The sequence below is a fragment of the Mesorhizobium sp. M7A.F.Ca.MR.245.00.0.0 genome (genome assembly GCF_003997415.1).
In the GTDB taxonomy this organism is placed as follows: Bacteria; Pseudomonadota; Alphaproteobacteria; order Rhizobiales; family Rhizobiaceae; genus Mesorhizobium.
This window is the reverse complement of the sequence record NZ_RZTE01000001.1, coordinates 140,025-156,111: the sequence shown is the minus strand read 5'-3', so window position 1 is coordinate 156,111 and position 16,087 is coordinate 140,025. Positions and strand designations below refer to the sequence as shown.

Below are 16,087 nucleotides of genomic sequence, written 5' to 3'. Positions count from 1 at the left end.
TGCCCGCAACCGGAGGATTGCAGGCAGGTCCAACCGTACGTTCAGTTGCTATATTGCATCTCGAAAACGGCTGGCTTGGCGTCCTTGTTGTAGAAGCGGGAGTGCTGTCTGAAATCATATGTCGGCACGCCGCCAGGAAAGTCCTTCTCGAACTGCGCGACGCGATCCTTGGTCAGCGGCAGCAGCTTCAGCTTGACATTGTCGGCGCCCGCAGGAACCGGCATACCCTTGATCTGATCGAAAAGGGCGACAAGGGCGAAGCCGCCCTGAAGCCAATGGCCGCCAATATCGAAAAGCAGGTCGCCGGACTTTACCGCATCGACATTCTCAGGGTTGAGATCCATTCCGACGACCATAACGTCCTTGCCGGGCGCCTTCCCGTGATTCTCGAGAGCAGCCATCACGCCGGTCGCAGTGCCGCCGTTCGCAGCCCAGACGCCGGTGATGTCCGGATTGCCCTGGAAGAGCGATTCAAACGCGGTCTGTGACGTATCACGGACGAAATTGCCATCCACTTCGCCGGCGACGCGCACATCGGGCGCTTCCTTGAGAGCGTCTTCCAGCCCCTTGCGACGATCAATGGCGACCGAGGTGCCGGCGGTGCCGTTCACCACGCCGATCACTTTCTTGCCATCCGACCCCGGCTTGATCGCGGCGAACAGCGCCTTGGCCATTTGGTATCCGGCGTCTTCATCGCTCGGCCCGATAAAGGCGATGTAATTGGGGAAACGCTCGGTTTGAGGCGAAAAATCCGGGTAGCTGTCGGTGAGGATGACCGGTATCTCGGCTTCCTTCGCCAAGGTAAGCCCGCGAGCGGCAGTGGCCCAATAGGGTGTGAAAACAATGCCGTCAACTTTCTGGGCCACCAAGTCCTCTAGCGACTTGACCATCTGGTCGGGCTTGTTGTCGGCATTGAGCACGACGAGCTTTACCCCAAGCTCATCCGCTCCCTTCTTCATGAAGGCGACATAGCTGTTCCAGAATTGCGCATCCAGGGTCGGCACGACAACGCCGACCGTGGGTTCATTGGCAGCGACAGCCGCCGTTGACAAGAAGGCCGCGGCAGCGGCGCCGACAAGCGCCGATTTCAGCTTCGACAAGAAAGACATGGTTCCTCCAACCCGGTTCGCAACAGAGCCAAGCGCTCTGAATCGCTGACTTAATTCCCATTTTTTGACAAGAACTGCGCACTTGTCAGCGCCAATTGACGACGATTGACGATCATCGCTTATCACATATGGTCAAAATCAGTCAAAATAATTCTAATAAGGCCAAAAGCGATTGGAATTCGCTCATCGCCATGACAAACCAGTGGGCTCGCCGAATGGATTCGTGATATTCGCGATGCTGGGCTCGCCATGATTCCGGCGAGCGTGTTGCTGCACTGTGCGGAGATAGGAACGTGGCAAGGAATGTTCGAAAATCAACGGTGGAAGATATGGCGCCGTCAGCGTCCGCCGGGTCATGGGAAGACGATGGCGGGCGTGGACGGGTCGATCTGATCCCAGCCAAGCGCCATGCTTTCATTCTCGAATGCCTTAAACGGGAAGGAACCGTTGGCGTTCAGGAACTCATCGATCTCATCGGCGCGTCACCTTCGACCATCCGGCGCGACCTCGAGACACTGGAACGGCAGGGAGCATTGGAGCGAACGCATGGCGGAGCAATGCTTCAACGCACGGAACTCGCCACCTTCGAGCCGGATCTCGCCACTGCCGCACACTTCGCCAGGGCTGAGAAGGAGGCCATAGGTGCGGCCATGATGTCGGAACTTCGCCCCGGCCAGAGTGTCATTTTCGACGCAAGCACGACTGTTCTGGAAGTCGCCCGCGCCATCGCGGCTGCACCCATTGCGCTTACTGCCGTCACCAACAGTCTGGCGATCGCGCAGATACTCGCAACCGTGCCGGGAGTACGCCTCGTCATGCTTGGAGGCACCTGCAAGCCGGGTTCCCTAACTCTGGTTGGCCAGCCGGGCGAGAATTTCCTGCGCACCATCCACGCCGATGTGGCAATTCTGGGCACGCATGCCATCACCGGGGACATGCTCACGGAGACCTCGCTCGAGGTCGCGGCGATGAAGCAGGCGATGATCGCCGCGGCACGCCGGGTGGTCGTGCTTGCCGACAATTCCAAATTCACCACTCCCAATTTCTGCACCATCTGCCGCCTGGCCGACATCCACCAGATCATTACCGATGACGGCATCGATCAGACCAACCTCACCAATCTTCGGACGCTCGATGTGAACGTCCGCGTCGTGCGCGTCAGCCGTCCGGGTTCTTCAGTTGAGCGCTCTTGAGACTGTCGATATCCGGATCATCGCGGACGACCTGACCGGCGCCCTGGACAGCGCGGTTTGCTTCGCCTCGCCAGGCCGCGGTGTCGGCGTGAGCTGGCAACTGGATCGTGCGCTCTCGGGGCGTTTGGCTGTCGATATCGCCACACGTGAGGGTGCCGAGGCAACGGCCGTCGCGAGACATTCGAGGTACGCGCCGTGGCTTGCCGCCGGACAACTGAGTTTCAAGAAGATCGACAGCCTTCTGCGCGGTCACGTCATCGCCGAAATAGAAGCCTGCATCGTCGAGGGTGGGTACCAGCGCGTTGTTCTGGCACCCGCGTTCCCCTTTCAGGGCCGCGTTACACGTCTTGGGCGTCAATGGCGGCTCGACCGGTCCGAAATGGTAGGTCCCGACATCGTCGCCGGCCTGGGTCAGCGCTTTTCGCCTGGACGTTCGATACCGGGGGCGCGGCCAGTTCATTTCATCACCCTCTACGACGCCGAAACGGACAAGGACCTGGACGAAATCGTTGCAACGGCGAGCGCGCCGCGGACGCTCTGGGTTGGTACGGGCGGCCTCGCTGCAGCGCTGGCACGACACCTAAGCATACCACACAAGCCTGTTCCGGCACTGCCCGCCCCATTCCTGGGCCTTGTCGGCACAAATCACGAAGTCACAGCGGGACAGGTGGCCTTTTTTGCCGCCGAGAATGCGGATGCGCATATCGTCGTGGAACGCGACATCGACAAAGCGAAAAGGGATTTGGCGAAACGGATCATGCGAGGTGCGCCGTCGGTTGTCACCGTCGTTGCATCGGGAGATCGCCACGCGGTGGCAGATCATATCGGCAAGGTGTTTGCCTCGCTTCTCGACGGCTTGCCAAAGCCCGGAACGCTGCTCGTCACCGGCGGTGAAACATTGCGATCGGTGTGCTCCAGCCTCGGCGTCGTCGAACTCACGGTCGAGAGCGAGATCGAGCCGGGGCTTCCGATTTCCAGGATCGAAGGCGGTGTTTTCAAGGGGCTGGCCACAATCTCGAAATCTGGCGCATTCGGCGACAGCGCCCTCTTCTGCAGGCTCGCGACTCCAGCCCATCGCTGATCAAGACCGTCGCCGGCCAAAGGCATGGGGCCGGGTCATTTCCGCCGGTCAAATCACGTCAAACGACGGTTCAGCAGCCCGGGGATATGGGCTCGCCTCCCCTCGGAGGGGCTGAAAAACATGCCGATCTTCACCCCACCGTTGATCACGAATGACCGCGAAAGAAAACTATTGCGCATTGATGGTGATAAGGATTAGAAGATGATCACAATTGACCGAATAGAGGCGTTCATGTCTGGTCCAAGACTCGGCATCACAATGGGTGATCCTGCGGGCATCGGCCCCGAGATCATCGCAAAGGCATGCGCACGGCTGAAACCGCGCCTTGCCGACGGATCGTTGTCCCTCCTCATAATCGGCAGCGTCAACGCGATGCGTGCGATGGAGTCGATTTCCGGGCGCATCGAGGAGGAACAGCCGTCGGCTTCGGCCACCGGGGTTTTTCCGCCGCTAGCCATTCTCGAAGCCGGCCCCGAACGCACACCTATTGAGACAGGCGTCTTGTCGGCGGAAGGCGGGCGCCTCGCCTATCTGGCGATCGAAAAAGCCGTTCGCCTGGCGCAGGCCGGTTCAATTGCGGGCATCGTTACGGCTCCCCTCAACAAGGAGGCGCTCAATCTGGCCGGCTATCATTATGCCGGTCACACCGACATGCTGGCAGAACTGACAGGCGCCCGCGATTCCGTGATGATGCTCGCCCATGGCGATTTTCGCGTCAGCCATGTCTCGACCCATGTGGCGCTGGCCCAGGTTCCGTCGAAACTGACCGAACCTCGGCTGCGGCGGGTTATCCAGTTGACGGTCGAGGCGTTGCGCGGCCTCGGCATTGCCCATCCCCGCATTGCGATCGCCGCGCTCAACCCGCACGCCGGTGAAGGCGGCATTTTCGGTCGTGAGGATATCGACATCACGACCCCGGTCGTCGCCTCCTACAAATCCACCGATTTTACTGTATTCGGGCCTGTTCCGGGAGATACGGTTTTCGTCAAGCTGCGTGCCCGCCAGTATGACGCCGTAGTCGCGATGTATCATGATCAGGGCCATGTCCCGGTGAAGCTGCTCGGCTTCAACGTCGATCCCGTGACCGGTGAGTGGAAAGCGCTCTCTGGCGTCAATGTCACGCTCGGCCTTCCAATCATCCGCACCTCCGTCGACCACGGCACGGCCTTCGATATCGCCGGCAGGGGCATCGCGAATGAGGACAGTCTGGTCGAAGCGATCGAGTTCGCGGTCCAGATGGCTGCGGCGAAATCCAACCCTTAGGCGTCGGCACGCCTGCAACGCACGCGGAAGCGGATTGAACCATGGAAGTAGAAGACAAGAAATCCTATCTCATGTTGATCGACGGGAAGTTTGTCACCGGCGAAGCCGGCACGCGTTCGGTGATCAATCCGGCCAATGGCAAGGCCTTTGTCGACGTGCCCGAGGCAAGCCCGGATCAGGCTCGCCAGGCGATAGAGGCCGCGCGTAAGGCGCAGAAGGCTTGGGGGCTCAAAGCGCCTCTTGCCCGTGCGGCGATCATGAAGCGGATCGCGGTCTTGATCCGGCAGAACGCTCGACATCTGGCCGAGGTGGTGGTCAGGGAACAAGGCAAACCCATCAATGAAGCAATAGGTGAAGTCGGCGGCGCGGCCGAGTTCTTCGATTACTACGCCGAGTTTGCCCGTCGCATTCAAGGTGAAATCCTGCCATCCGACTACGCGGGAGAGCAGGTCTGGATACAGCGTGTGCCGGTAGGCGTGGTCGCCGCCATTATTCCGTGGAATTACCCGAGCGCCCTGGTCAGTCGAAAGGTGGCGCCCGCCATGATCGCCGGCGACACCATCGTCCTCAAACCGCATGAAGACACGCCACTTTCGGCGCTCGAAATGGCTCGCATCTTTGTCGAAGCGGGCGTGCCGGCCGGCGTCGTGAACATCATAACGGGACGAGGTGAAACCATAGGCGAAGTGCTCTGCACAGAACCCGGCGTCGACCTCATCACCATGACTGGAAGCGTACCGACCGGTAAGCGCATCATGGCGAATGCTTCGCGCAACCTGACGCCTGTTTCGCTGGAGCTTGGCGGCAAGGCGCCATTCATCGTCCTGGCTGATGCCGATCTCGACCTGGCGGTTCGTTCCGCAGCAACGTCGCGATACATGAATTGCGGACAGGTCTGCATATGCAACGAACGGACGCTCGTTCACCGTTCGATTTACGACCAATTCGTCACACGCTTTGTGGAATTCTCCAAGTCGCTCGTCGTCGGTGATCCGATGCAGGCAAATACCGATATCGGCCCGAAAGTCAGTCGTGAAGAGTTGGAAAAAGTCGAGGCGGTCCTTGCGGAAGCCGTAGCGGGCGGCGCGAGGCTTGCTCTCGCCGGCGGACGCCCGACCAAGGCGCCCATCGATGGCGGCTACTGGCTCAATCCGACCGTACTGACCGACGTGACGGCTGACATGCCGATAATGACGCGCGAAATCTTCGGCCCAGTCGTGCCGATCATGCCCTTCGACACCTTCGAGGAGGCCGTCAGCATCACCAATGCCACTAACTATGGCCTGTCGGCCTATCTTTTCACCAATGATCTGGGCCGCGTCATGAACGCCGTCAACGAGGTTTCGTTCGGTGAGATCTACGTGAACCGGATTGGGCCGGAAATGCTGCAGGGTTTCCATGTCGGCTTCCGCGAAAGCGGACTGGGCGGTGACGACGGCGTGCATGGGCTCGAGAGCTACATGCGCAAGAAGACAGTCTACGTGAATTATTCGGGTGCCGCCACGGCGGCATTGATGCCTTACGGACGCTGAACAGCGCCCAACCAGTACGACCAGCCAGGTCGCCACCCGGCCGCTACGGCCGTTTCATATGATCGGGAGGAATGAAATGCACTATCGTGGATTTATGGCGGCCGCCTTGGCCTTGGCGCTATCGGGACTGGCCGCATCGTCGGCTCTCGCCGATGACACCATCCCACCGGAAGCAAAAGCTCTGCTCGAGCCGCTGCCCCTATCGCCGAGGGGTCAACCCGTCCCAGGCTTCCCGGACGGTCCGCCGGCGGTGTCGCCGGACGTGCTGAAATTCTCCGATGAGGACCTTGCCAAGCTCAAGGCTGGAAAGTTTACCGCTGGACTGGTGATGCACACCATGGATGCCGGTTGGCCTCAGTTGCAGGTCGCCGGAATCAGCAACACGCTCAAGGACCTCGGTATCGAAGTCGTCGGAACCACCGACGCCAAGTTCCAGCCCGGCCAGCAAATCAGCGATCTGGAGCAGATGACCGCCCGCAAGCCGGACGTGATCTTCTCGATTCCGATCGATCCGAAATCTGAGTCCGAAGCCTACAAGAAGGCGGCGGCAGCCGGCATCAAGCTGGTTTTCATGGACAACGTCCCGGTCGATATGGCGCCGGGCAAGGACTATGTGACCGTTGTCGCCTCCGACAATGAGAAGAACGCCTATTTCGCCGCGCAGGAACTTGTCGGGGCGATTGGTGGCAAGGGTGAGGTCGGCATCATCACGCTGGTTTATGACTATTACTACTCCGTCGCGGCCCGCAAGGTCGGTGCCTTGAAGGCATTCGGTGAACATCCCGACATCAAGGTCGCGGATGTCGGCACCTTCACGGCGCCAGAGAAGGCCTACGAGGTTGCCACCGCAATGTTGACGGCGCATCCCGACATGAAGGGTATTTTCGTTGCCTGGGACACGCCCGCCCAGCAAGTCGTGGCTGCGGCAAAGACACTCGGCCGCGATATTGTCGTCACCACGAATGACATTGCCGCTGACAGCGCACTGAACGTTGCACGTGGCGAGTTTCTGGCCGTTGGCGCGCAGCGTCCCTACGACCAGGGCGTCGCCGAGGCCAAGGCGGCCGCGCTTGCGTTGCTTGGACATGACGTCCCGCCATACATTTCGGTGCCGACGTTGCGCGTCAAGAAGCTCGACCTTCTCAGTGCCCTCAAGCAGGTCACCAAGGAAGATGCTCCCGCCTCGGTGGTAAAAATCTGCAACGGCGAGTGCTTCTAGCCCACTTTTCGTCGGCGGGCTCCAGCAGTCCGCCGACGCCCCCCAGCGATCGAGAAAATCGTCATGGCCGAAGCGAAAACTTCAACGTCTCAGAACGCGATCGTAGCGATGCAACGCATCAGCAAGTCGTTTGGCGCGAACCGCGTGCTGTCTGATATTTCGTTCGAGGTCATGGCCGGTGAAACGCACGCGCTGCTCGGCGAGAACGGTGCGGGCAAATCGACGCTCATGAAGATTCTCATGGGAGCCTATCGAACGGATGAAGGCCGCATTCTGTTCGCCGGAGAGGACGTCACCAGCTTGTCGCTTCGCGAGAGGATCGATCGCGGTATTGCAATGATCTTCCAGGAACTGAGCGTCTTGCCTAACCGATCGGTTGCCGAAAACCTCTTCGTCCTTCGCGAGCCCCTCTCCTTTGGCCGGCGTATCAACAGCAGAAAAATGGTTCGTGATGCCCAGGCTCTGATCGAGCGGTACGCCTTCTCGCTTGACGCTTCCGCGCGCGTGGGCGATCTGGCCTTCGCCCAACGGCAGATGGTCGAGATCCTCAAGGCGATCTCGCGGGGCGCCAAGCTGCTCGTCATGGATGAGCCGATTTCATCTCTGACCATCCACGAGGAAGAAACGCTTTTTCGCACCATAGGTCAGCTGAAGCAAAACGGGATCGGTATCGTCTACATCAGCCATCGCATGGCCGATGTGCTGCGGCTTTCGGATCGCATCTCGATCATCAAGGATGGCCGACTGGTTGGCCCACTTGATCCGAGCAAGACATCCATCGAGGATATCGCTGCGATGATGTCGCGGCCGAGGGGCGACGCGCCTTTGCCGACCGCAGCGGCGCGCACAAAACGCCGCCCGGCAACGTCGGTCGGGGCGCCGGCTCTTGAGGTCCGCGATCTAGCCACGTCGCGCAAGCTGTCCGACATATCGTTCTCGATCGATCCAGGCGAGATCGTCGGACTTGCCGGGCTCGTCGGCAGCGGCCGCTCGACCTTGGGCAAGGCTTTGTTCGGCATCCTTCCAGACGTATCCGGCCACATCAGTGTCGCAGGCGAACCCGTTCGGCTGGGCAGCGTCAGCGGGGCCATCACTGCTGGGGTCGCGCTTGTTCCAGAAGACCGCCGGCTCGAGGGGCTTGTTGGCGGGCGCTCAATCGAGGAGAATCTTGCGCTTCCCCGTCTTTCCGATTTCTCGCTCGCGGGTCCCTTTGGACCGATGGCGAAGGCGCGAATAGCGGCTCTGTTCAGACAATACCGCGACGACCTTAATATCCTGTGCCGCGGTCCCTTACAAAAAGCCCAGGAGCTTTCAGGCGGCAATCAGCAGAAGATCGTCTTTGCAAAATGGCTGGCAATGAAACCGAAGCTGTTGATCCTCGATGAGCCAACTTCCGGCGTCGATGTCAACGCCAAGCGCGATATGCGCGAGCTTGTGCGCCGCACGGCAGGCGATGGCGTCGCCGTGCTGCTCATTTCTTCGGAACTCGAAGAACTTTTGGATTTGTCCGATCGCATTCTGGTGATGGCGCAGGGGCGGATAACGCGCAGCATGGGCAGCGCGCACGACGAGACCGGGCTTCGCGCGTTGCTGCAGGCCGAGGCCGCCAGACAGACCAGCGTACGCGCTCAGGGAGTTGCAGCATGAAACCGTCCTCGATGCCGATGCGCGCAAGTGCGATGAATTTTTTCCGCGATCACATCACCTATGTGATCTTCCTGGCGATCACCCTCTATTTCGTCTTGTTCGCCCCCCACTTTGCGTCGGTCTCAACCGCAAGCGCCGTTCTGCGCATCACAGCCATCGTCTCCGTGATGGCGATCGGCATGACGTTCGTCATCATCTGCGGCGAAATCGACCTGTCGGTCGGGTCGGTTGCCAGCTTTTCAGGTATGATCGGAGCGTTGCTGCTCGATCAAAGTGTCCCCACCTATCTCGCCGCCCTTCTGGTGTTGGGCGCCGGGGCCGCGATCGGAGCGGTGTCGGGCGTGCTTGTTACGAAACTGCGTATTCCATCGTTTCTTGTGACGCTTGGCATGTTGTCTATCTTCTCCGGACTGGCGCTGACCATCACCGGAACCCGGCCAGTGTCGATCGTCGACGATGATTTTTCGGATCTGTTCTGGAACGGTAGTTTTCTGGGCGTACAGGCACCGATCTGGTGGACGATCGTCCTTACGGCCGCCGGCTACTACCTGCTGCATCAGATGCCCTACGGCAGACGTGTCTATGCAACCGGTGGAAATGCTGTTGCCGCGCGCTTTTCCGGTGTGCGCACGGACGGCGTCAAGATTTTCGCCTTTGTACTATCCGGCATGACCGCATCCCTTGCGGGACTAATGCTCGCAGCCCGCTCCACGGCTGGCAATCCCAGCCTGGGAGCGGGTCTGGAACTGGATGTGATCGCGGCCGTGATCATAGGCGGGACAAGTCTCTTTGGCGGCTATGGATCAATCGTCGGCTCCGTCGTCGGCGCGATCTTCATAGGTATTCTCGGGTTTGGTCTTCTCGTGCTCGGTCTTTCGACCAGCATTCAGGAGGTCATCAAGGGTGCCATCATCATCATTGCCGTCTCGTTGAATCGGCGTTGAGGAACAGACCCAATGATCGGACCACAGGCGCGCATTCCAGAATTTGGCCTCCGCGGCGGTAGCCGTGGCGCAGGAAAGTTCAGTTTCAGTTTGAAAACCAGCGTCGCTGGAGAAACAGGGAGGAAAGTGAAATGACCAGACGTATGACGCTTCTGATGTTGGGTGCTCTGGTTGCATCCACCGCAATGTTCACCAGTGCCTGGGCGCAAGACACCTACAAGCCCGGCTGCTATGCTGCTGCGCCAAACAGTGCCTCGGTGATCTCCTATCCGAAGAAGGCCGGACCCTACAAAATTGCCCTGGTCAACGGATATGTCGGCAACGATTGGCGTGCGAATTCCATTCAGACCGCCAAAGCCTGGGGCGCCCGTCCCGAAATCAAATCCAAGCTGTCCGAGCTGAAGATCGTTTCGGTTGGCAACGATTCCACCGCACAGATCTCGGCGATCGACAACTTCATCGCCGCCGGCTACGACGCCGTGATTATCAATGCCGTCAATCCCACCGCCTTCGATGCAGTGGTCAGGCGCGCCAAGCAAGCCGGTGTGGTGCTGGTCACCTATGACAATGTGCTCGACTCCGACCAGGTCGTGCAGATCAACGAAGACCAGGTCGAACTTGGCCGGATCAAGGCGCAGGCCGTGGTTGATGGCATCAAGGCCAAGAAGGGCAATGTCTCGGGCCAGGTTCTCGAAATCGACGGTGTCCCGGGCAACAGCGTCGATCGTGACAACCAAGCGGGATTCAGCGAGGTCTTCTCCAAATATCCCGAGCTAAAGGTGGTCAAGGTCGAGGGCGACTGGGATGTGGGCACCGCCTCGAAAGTGACATCCGACGCCATTGCCACCAGCGGCAATTTTGATGGCATTGTCGTTCAAGAGGGCTCGGTTGGCGCACTCGAGGCGATGGCCGCCGCGAAGCACCCGGTCGTCCCGGTCGGGTTCGATGCCGGCAATGGCACGCGCATGCTGGTCAACAAGGGCAAGTATCCTGGCATCACGGCGGCACAGGCGCCGGCCCTGGCCGCTATGGCGCTGGAGGCCTCGGTCGTGTTGCTGGAGGGCAATGCGCTGCCGCAGAAGGTGTTCCTGCCAATCCCCCAGAAGAACAATGCGGATCTGGCGAAAGGCAAGGATTTTTTCCCCGATCTGCCAAAGACCTTCTACACGGCCACCGGCTTTCCGCAGTGTTTCCCCGTGTTCACGCCCGATGAGCTGAAAGGCCAGACGGCCGACAACGCCAATTGAGCTATGACGCGACCTGGCCGGCGTTAGGCCGGCCAGGTCGGCAGCAACGGAGCACGCATGGCCGATCGCTATGTTGAACTGAAATCGGTGTCAAAATCCTACGGCGGCGTTCCAGCGCTGACCGCAGTGGATTTCCGCTGCGAGCCGGGACGGGTGCACGCCATTCTCGGCGAGAATGGCGCGGGCAAATCGACTCTGATGAAATTGTTGGCCGGTGTCATCCAGCCGGACGCGGGAACGATCTCCATCGGCGGGCAGACGGTGCGCTTCTCCTCCCCGCGGGAGGCGGCCGAACAGGGCACTGTCTGCATGTTCCAAGAGCTGTCGCTGATGCCGCATCTTTCGGTTGGCGACAATATCGTGCTCGCGGCCCCGCGCACCCGGATGGGGATGATAGAGCGCAGCGTTTATCGTGAAGCGCGCGAGGCCCTGGATCTTGTCGGGGCCAAGTCGATCCCGCTCAGCGCCCGAGTCTCTGGCCTATCGCTGTCCGAACGCCAGCTCGTGGAAATCGCCAAGGCCGTGTTCCGCAAGCCCAAGCTTCTTATCCTTGACGAGGCGACGTCGGCGTTGACCAGCGAGCTCGTCGAAACGGTGTTCGGTGTCCTGAGAATGCTGAAGGAGCAAGGTGTCGCGATCCTCTTCATTTCGCATCGCATGCACGAGGTCGACGCCATCGCCGACCGCATATCGGTCTTCCGCAATGGCAGACATATCGAGACCTTCGACGTTGGCGCGCGCACGACCGATGAGATCGTGGGCCTGATGATTGGCCGCTCGCTGGAGGAGCTGTTTCCGCCGCGCCGCCCGCCCGTGCCCGACGCGGCGCCGATCGTTCTGGATGTGTCCAACGTCAGTTGGCAAAACCAGCTTGTCGACGTGTCGATCGCCGCTCGCGCCGGCGAAATTGTCGGGCTCGGCGGTTTGGATGCCCAGGGCCAGCAGCAGATCATGCATGCGGTCTTCGGTGTGCTGCGCGGAGTGACGGGCCGCATCACGTTGAATGGCAAGCGGCTGAATGGTCTGCAGCCGCCGAGGGTGAAACAATCCGATATCGGTCTGGCGCTCGTGCCTGAGGATCGCAAGACCGAGGGGCTGATCCCCAGCATGTCTGTTGCGCAAAACATGCGCTTGGCGGCCCTTGGGCGGGCCCCCTTCGGCCTGCTTGACCTGGACGGCACCAGCGAGGCCCGGCTGCAGGAGCTGATCGAACGTCTGGCCCTGACCTACGGTTCGCTGGACGATCCCATCGCGACGCTGTCGGGCGGCAACCAGCAGAAGGTGGTACTGGCCAAATGGCTTGTGCTGTCGCCCAAATGTCTGCTGCTGATGGACCCTACCCGCGGCATTGACCTGCCGACCAAGGCGCAGATCTACAGGCTGCTCACGGATCTGGCGGCCGAAGGAATGGCCGTGATCCTGCAATCGACCGACTATGAAGAACTCATTCACTTGTGCGACCGGGTGTACGTCTTCTACCGGGGCAGTGTGGCCAAGGAACTGACGGGGGATCACCTGTCCGCCGATGCCCTCATCGCCGCCTCGATGAACGTGCACCTTCACGCTGGGGTCCAAGCATGATGACTTGGCTTCGCCAAAATGCCAGGGAAACGATCGCCGCGCTCGGGCTGGTGATACTTTTCGCTGGCTATATCGCCATTCATCCGCGCGGCTTTTCGACCTATGTGGTTACCATCTGGTCAAACCAGGGGACGCTGCTTGGGCTCGCCGCGATCGCCCAGTTTTTTGTCGTTTTGGTCAAGGGCATAGACCTTTCGGTAGGGTCGATCATTGCGCTGACCAACGTGATGGGATCCTTCCTCCTCCACGGATCTCCCACGTCGATCGCCCTTGGCATGGTGGTGGTGCTCACCGTCGGGGTGGCCTGCGGACTGGTGAACGGGATTGCGGTCGTCTACGGAGGGGTGCAGCCAATCGTCACGACCCTGGCGACGGGTGGCATATTCGGCGGCATCGCCCTGCTTCTGAGGCCAACGCCTGGAGGCAGCATCGATGAGACGATGTCGGACGCGCTCACCTATGCAGTAGCGGGCATCCCGGTCTCGGCGGTCATTCTTGTCATCGTTCTCGTCGTATTGCTGGTGCTTCTGCGCCGCACGGCCATCGGCCTCGGCCTCTATGCTATCGGGTCGTCCGAACAGTCGGCTTATATGACCGGCCTTCGCGTGAACCGGCTGAAGCTCGTCGCCTACGGCAGCAGCGGCTTTGTCGCAGCTCTTGCCGGCACCTATGTCAGTATGGTTACGCTGACTGGCGATCCGAATATTGCGCCGTCCTACACGCTGAACTCGATCGCCGCCGTCGTGTTGGGCGGTGTTGCGCTAAGCGGTGGTGTTGGCAGCCCCATCGGCGCAGTGATCGGCGCTTTGATCCTAAAGACCATCTCGTCGCTGATGTTCTTCTCCGGCCTGCCGCCATTGGCGCAACCGTTCTTCGAGGGATTGATCCTCGCAACTGCAATTGCACTCGGCGCGCTCGGCGTTTTCCGGGTGCGCAGCCGGCTTGAGTTGTACCGCTGATGACCGGTGCAACTGAGCGAACCGTTACCTCCCGCTGGCTCAACCGAGACCGTGTATCGGTGCTGCTGATCGCGCTGGGCTGCGTGGCTCTGCTGTTGGGTGGTTCCCTGTTGTATCCCGGCTTCCTGAAGCCCGGCTACATCCTGCAACAGCTTCAGATCGCCGCCTTTCTTGGCATCGTCGCCACCGGCGCGATGCTGGTGATCCTGCTCGGCGAGATCGACCTTTCGGTACCGTGGACCATTACTGGCACGGCGATCGTAGTCATCTCGGCCTCTGGCAGCTCCAATCCCCTGGTTGCCAGCCTGGCAATTCCCCTGGGCCTATGCCTTGGCATTGCAGTCGGCCTCTTGAACGCCATCGGTGTTGCCGTCTTTCGCGTGCCTGCGATGGTGTGGACGCTGGCCGTCAACGCCATGCTGTTTGGCGCTGCGGTCTTCTACACCGGCAACAGCCGTCCCAACGGTGAGGTTCCCTGGCCGGCCACGCAGGCGGCGACCGGCCGGACCTTCGGCATCCCCAATGCTTTTCTCGTTTGGCTGGTGGTCGCCGCGATCACCATCTGGGTTCTCAAACGGACCGTTTATGGAAACTATCTCTACGCACTGGGCAATTCGCGACGTGCCGTGTTTCTCGCTGGGGCGCGGGTTCGTATGGTTATGGTGGCAACTTTCGTCCTTGCCGGGGTGTTTTCCAGTTTCGGCGCCATCCTCCTGCTCGGCTACACCAATCAGGCCTATCAGGGCATGGGGGACCCTTATCTCATGCCGGTGATCTCGGCCGTGGTGATTGGGGGGACCTCGATTCAGGGCGGCCGAGGGAACTATATCGGCACGTTCGCCGGTGCGATCTTCATCACGCTTCTGTCGTCGATCCTGTCGGTTATGCAAATGCCCCCCGCTGCGCGCCAGATAATCTTCGGTGCGATCATCCTGGTCATGCTGCTGGTGCACGGGCTCACCAACAAGAAGGAAGGCATCTGAAAGCCAATGGCGGTCAGCGATCCAACGTGGATGCCGTGTCCACGTCCATGAGGCAGTCAAGGCTGTGATACCGATGGCGCCGAGCGCGAGTTGCGCAGGCATTCTCGCGACATTGAAATGTTCCATCAGGCCGAGTGCAAGCCCAAACGGGCCGGTCGGCTGGCAAGGCAACCCCAGCAAGCAAGGCATGTCAAAATGGCATACTACGAGGTTCTGGATGATCGCTTCCAAGATTTCATTATCTCTCTGTGCAAACTTGAAAAACTCCATACTGGAATGCGCTGGGCTGAAGGGCCCGTGTACTTCGCCGATGGCCGCTTTCTGCTCTTCAGCGACATTCCCAGCAACAGGATGCTGAAGTGGGATGAAGTGACGGAGAATGTTTCCGTTTTCCGCTATCCTTCGAATTTCTCCAACGGCAATACGCGCGACCGGCAGGGACGCCTGGTCAGCTGCGAACATGGGCAGCGGCGCGTCACGCGCACTGAGTATGACGGCAGCATCACCATCTTGGCCGATCGGCTCGAGGGCAAACGTCTCAATTCTCCCAACGATGTCGTGGTCAAATCCGACGATACTGTCTGGTTCACCGATCCGCCCTACGGCATCCTGAGCAACTATGAGGGCTACAAAGCTCCCAGTGAGATCGGAGCCTGCAACGTCCTCCGCCTTGATCCAAGGTCAGGTACGCTATCGGTGGCTGCCGGCGACTTCGACAAGCCAAACGGCCTTGCCTTCTCCCCGGACGAGGCACATCTCTATATCGCCGACAGCGGCCGTTCCCACGGCCAAGATAAACCGCACCATATGCGTTGCTTTGATGTGGGCGAAGACGGCCGCCTTTCGAATGGTCGCATTTTTGCCGAGATCGATCCCGGCATCCCCGATGGCTTTCGGATCGATGTGGACGGCAATTTGTGGGTGTCAGCTGGCGACGGCGTGCACTGCTTTGCGTCGGACGGTACGCTTCTTGGCAAGATTCTTGTTCCTGAGACTGTCGCCAATGTCTGCTTTGGCGGACCTCATCGAAATCGCCTGTTCATCGCCGCCAGCAGCTCGCTCTATGCCGTCTATCTCAACACAACCGGGTTGCAGGTCTGCTGAGCGAGCAAAATTTCCGGTGACCGGTTTACAATCCCGTCCGTCCCAGGTTGAGCAATCCATTGTCGACGGTGGTCGGGTTGACCAACAAGCGCGGGTTTATACTAGCAAATGCAATCGCTTAGCGCAAATCCAGAATTTGGCCGTTGGTGAACTCGGACTTAGGATCGGAGACCCTACCCGCAGCCAGAAAACTCTCCTGTGTTGATGCGACTTTTCGAGCAAGAC

Annotated in this window: 13 protein-coding genes; 12 read left to right on the top strand and 1 reads right to left on the bottom strand. The window is 60.0% G+C overall.

Features of this window, described 5'->3' with window-relative positions; all coding sequences use genetic code 11:
• Positions 1 to 41: 41 nt before the first annotated feature.
• Positions 42 to 1,235: an ABC transporter substrate-binding protein gene (locus EOB80_RS00765; RefSeq protein WP_127326336.1), complete on the bottom strand. Its 1,194-nt coding sequence runs from the start codon at positions 1,233 to 1,235 to the stop codon at positions 42 to 44.
• Positions 1,236 to 1,438: 203 nt separating this feature from the next.
• Between EOB80_RS00765 and EOB80_RS00760 the strand changes: the two genes are divergently transcribed.
• The 12 genes from EOB80_RS00760 to EOB80_RS00705 all read left to right on the top strand — a co-directional run bounded on the left by EOB80_RS00760 (position 1,439) and on the right by EOB80_RS00705 (position 15,862).
• Positions 1,439 to 2,302 carry a DeoR/GlpR family DNA-binding transcription regulator gene (locus EOB80_RS00760; RefSeq protein ID WP_164762475.1) on the top strand — a complete coding sequence of 288 codons (864 nt, stop codon included), beginning with the start codon at positions 1,439 to 1,441 and terminating at the stop codon, positions 2,300 to 2,302.
• Positions 2,289 to 3,383 (top strand): four-carbon acid sugar kinase family protein, encoded by a 1,095-nt coding sequence (locus tag EOB80_RS00755; RefSeq protein ID WP_127326335.1) that lies wholly within the window; start codon positions 2,289 to 2,291, stop codon positions 3,381 to 3,383. The genes EOB80_RS00760 and EOB80_RS00755 overlap by 14 nt, the downstream gene beginning before the upstream one ends.
• A gap of 231 nt (positions 3,384 to 3,614) precedes the next feature.
• Positions 3,615 to 4,646, top strand: coding sequence for a 4-hydroxythreonine-4-phosphate dehydrogenase PdxA (gene pdxA, locus EOB80_RS00750; RefSeq protein WP_206516781.1), 1,032 nt, complete (start codon positions 3,615 to 3,617; stop codon positions 4,644 to 4,646).
• Positions 4,647 to 4,687: 41 nt separating this feature from the next.
• Positions 4,688 to 6,178 carry an aldehyde dehydrogenase gene (gene aldA / locus EOB80_RS00745; RefSeq protein ID WP_127326334.1) on the top strand — a complete coding sequence of 497 codons (1,491 nt, stop codon included), beginning with the start codon at positions 4,688 to 4,690 and terminating at the stop codon, positions 6,176 to 6,178.
• 76 nt (positions 6,179 to 6,254) lie between these two features.
• Positions 6,255 to 7,397, top strand: coding sequence for a substrate-binding domain-containing protein (locus EOB80_RS00740; protein WP_164762474.1), 1,143 nt, complete (start codon positions 6,255 to 6,257; stop codon positions 7,395 to 7,397).
• A 63-nt stretch (positions 7,398 to 7,460) separates the two neighbouring features.
• Entirely contained in the window at positions 7,461 to 9,044 is a 1,584-nt protein-coding gene (locus EOB80_RS00735) for a sugar ABC transporter ATP-binding protein (RefSeq protein WP_127326332.1), read from the top strand.
• On the top strand, positions 9,041 to 9,988 hold the full coding sequence (locus EOB80_RS00730) for an ABC transporter permease (protein WP_127326331.1): 948 nt from the start codon (positions 9,041 to 9,043) through the stop codon (positions 9,986 to 9,988). The genes EOB80_RS00735 and EOB80_RS00730 overlap by 4 nt, the downstream gene beginning before the upstream one ends.
• A 131-nt stretch (positions 9,989 to 10,119) precedes the next feature.
• On the top strand, positions 10,120 to 11,235 hold the full coding sequence (locus EOB80_RS00725; protein WP_127326330.1) for a sugar ABC transporter substrate-binding protein: 1,116 nt from the start codon (positions 10,120 to 10,122) through the stop codon (positions 11,233 to 11,235).
• Positions 11,236 to 11,292: 57 nt separating this feature from the next.
• Positions 11,293 to 12,816 carry a sugar ABC transporter ATP-binding protein gene (locus EOB80_RS00720; RefSeq protein ID WP_127326329.1) on the top strand — a complete coding sequence of 508 codons (1,524 nt, stop codon included), beginning with the start codon at positions 11,293 to 11,295 and terminating at the stop codon, positions 12,814 to 12,816.
• The gene (locus EOB80_RS00715; RefSeq protein WP_127326328.1) at positions 12,813 to 13,775 is read left to right on the top strand and encodes an ABC transporter permease; all 963 of its coding nucleotides are present in this window, start codon (positions 12,813 to 12,815) and stop codon (positions 13,773 to 13,775) included. The genes EOB80_RS00720 and EOB80_RS00715 overlap by 4 nt, the downstream gene beginning before the upstream one ends.
• A 59-nt stretch (positions 13,776 to 13,834) precedes the next feature.
• Positions 13,835 to 14,758 (top strand): ABC transporter permease, encoded by a 924-nt coding sequence (locus EOB80_RS00710; RefSeq protein ID WP_245466200.1) that lies wholly within the window; start codon positions 13,835 to 13,837, stop codon positions 14,756 to 14,758.
• Between the two features lie 195 nt (positions 14,759 to 14,953).
• Complete coding sequence (locus EOB80_RS00705) at positions 14,954 to 15,862, top strand: SMP-30/gluconolactonase/LRE family protein (protein WP_127326326.1); 909 nt, start codon at positions 14,954 to 14,956, stop codon at positions 15,860 to 15,862.
• The last annotated feature ends 225 nt before the right edge of the window (positions 15,863 to 16,087 follow it).

Excerpts from the sequence above, each read along its gene's own strand:
- EOB80_RS00760 (WP_164762475.1), top strand. The coding sequence starts at position 1,439 with ATGGCGCCGTCAGCGTCCGCCGGGTCATGGGAAGACGATGGCGGGCGT.
- pdxA (WP_206516781.1), top strand. The coding sequence starts at position 3,615 with ATGTCTGGTCCAAGACTCGGCATCACAATGGGTGATCCTGCGGGCATC.
- aldA (WP_127326334.1), top strand. The coding sequence starts at position 4,688 with ATGGAAGTAGAAGACAAGAAATCCTATCTCATGTTGATCGACGGGAAG.
- EOB80_RS00740 (WP_164762474.1), top strand. The coding sequence starts at position 6,255 with ATGCACTATCGTGGATTTATGGCGGCCGCCTTGGCCTTGGCGCTATCG.
- EOB80_RS00735 (WP_127326332.1), top strand. The coding sequence starts at position 7,461 with ATGGCCGAAGCGAAAACTTCAACGTCTCAGAACGCGATCGTAGCGATG.
- EOB80_RS00730 (WP_127326331.1), top strand. The coding sequence starts at position 9,041 with ATGAAACCGTCCTCGATGCCGATGCGCGCAAGTGCGATGAATTTTTTC.
- EOB80_RS00725 (WP_127326330.1), top strand. The coding sequence starts at position 10,120 with ATGACCAGACGTATGACGCTTCTGATGTTGGGTGCTCTGGTTGCATCC.
- EOB80_RS00720 (WP_127326329.1), top strand. The coding sequence starts at position 11,293 with ATGGCCGATCGCTATGTTGAACTGAAATCGGTGTCAAAATCCTACGGC.
- EOB80_RS00715 (WP_127326328.1), top strand. The coding sequence starts at position 12,813 with ATGATGACTTGGCTTCGCCAAAATGCCAGGGAAACGATCGCCGCGCTC.
- EOB80_RS00705 (WP_127326326.1), top strand. The coding sequence starts at position 14,954 with ATGGCATACTACGAGGTTCTGGATGATCGCTTCCAAGATTTCATTATC.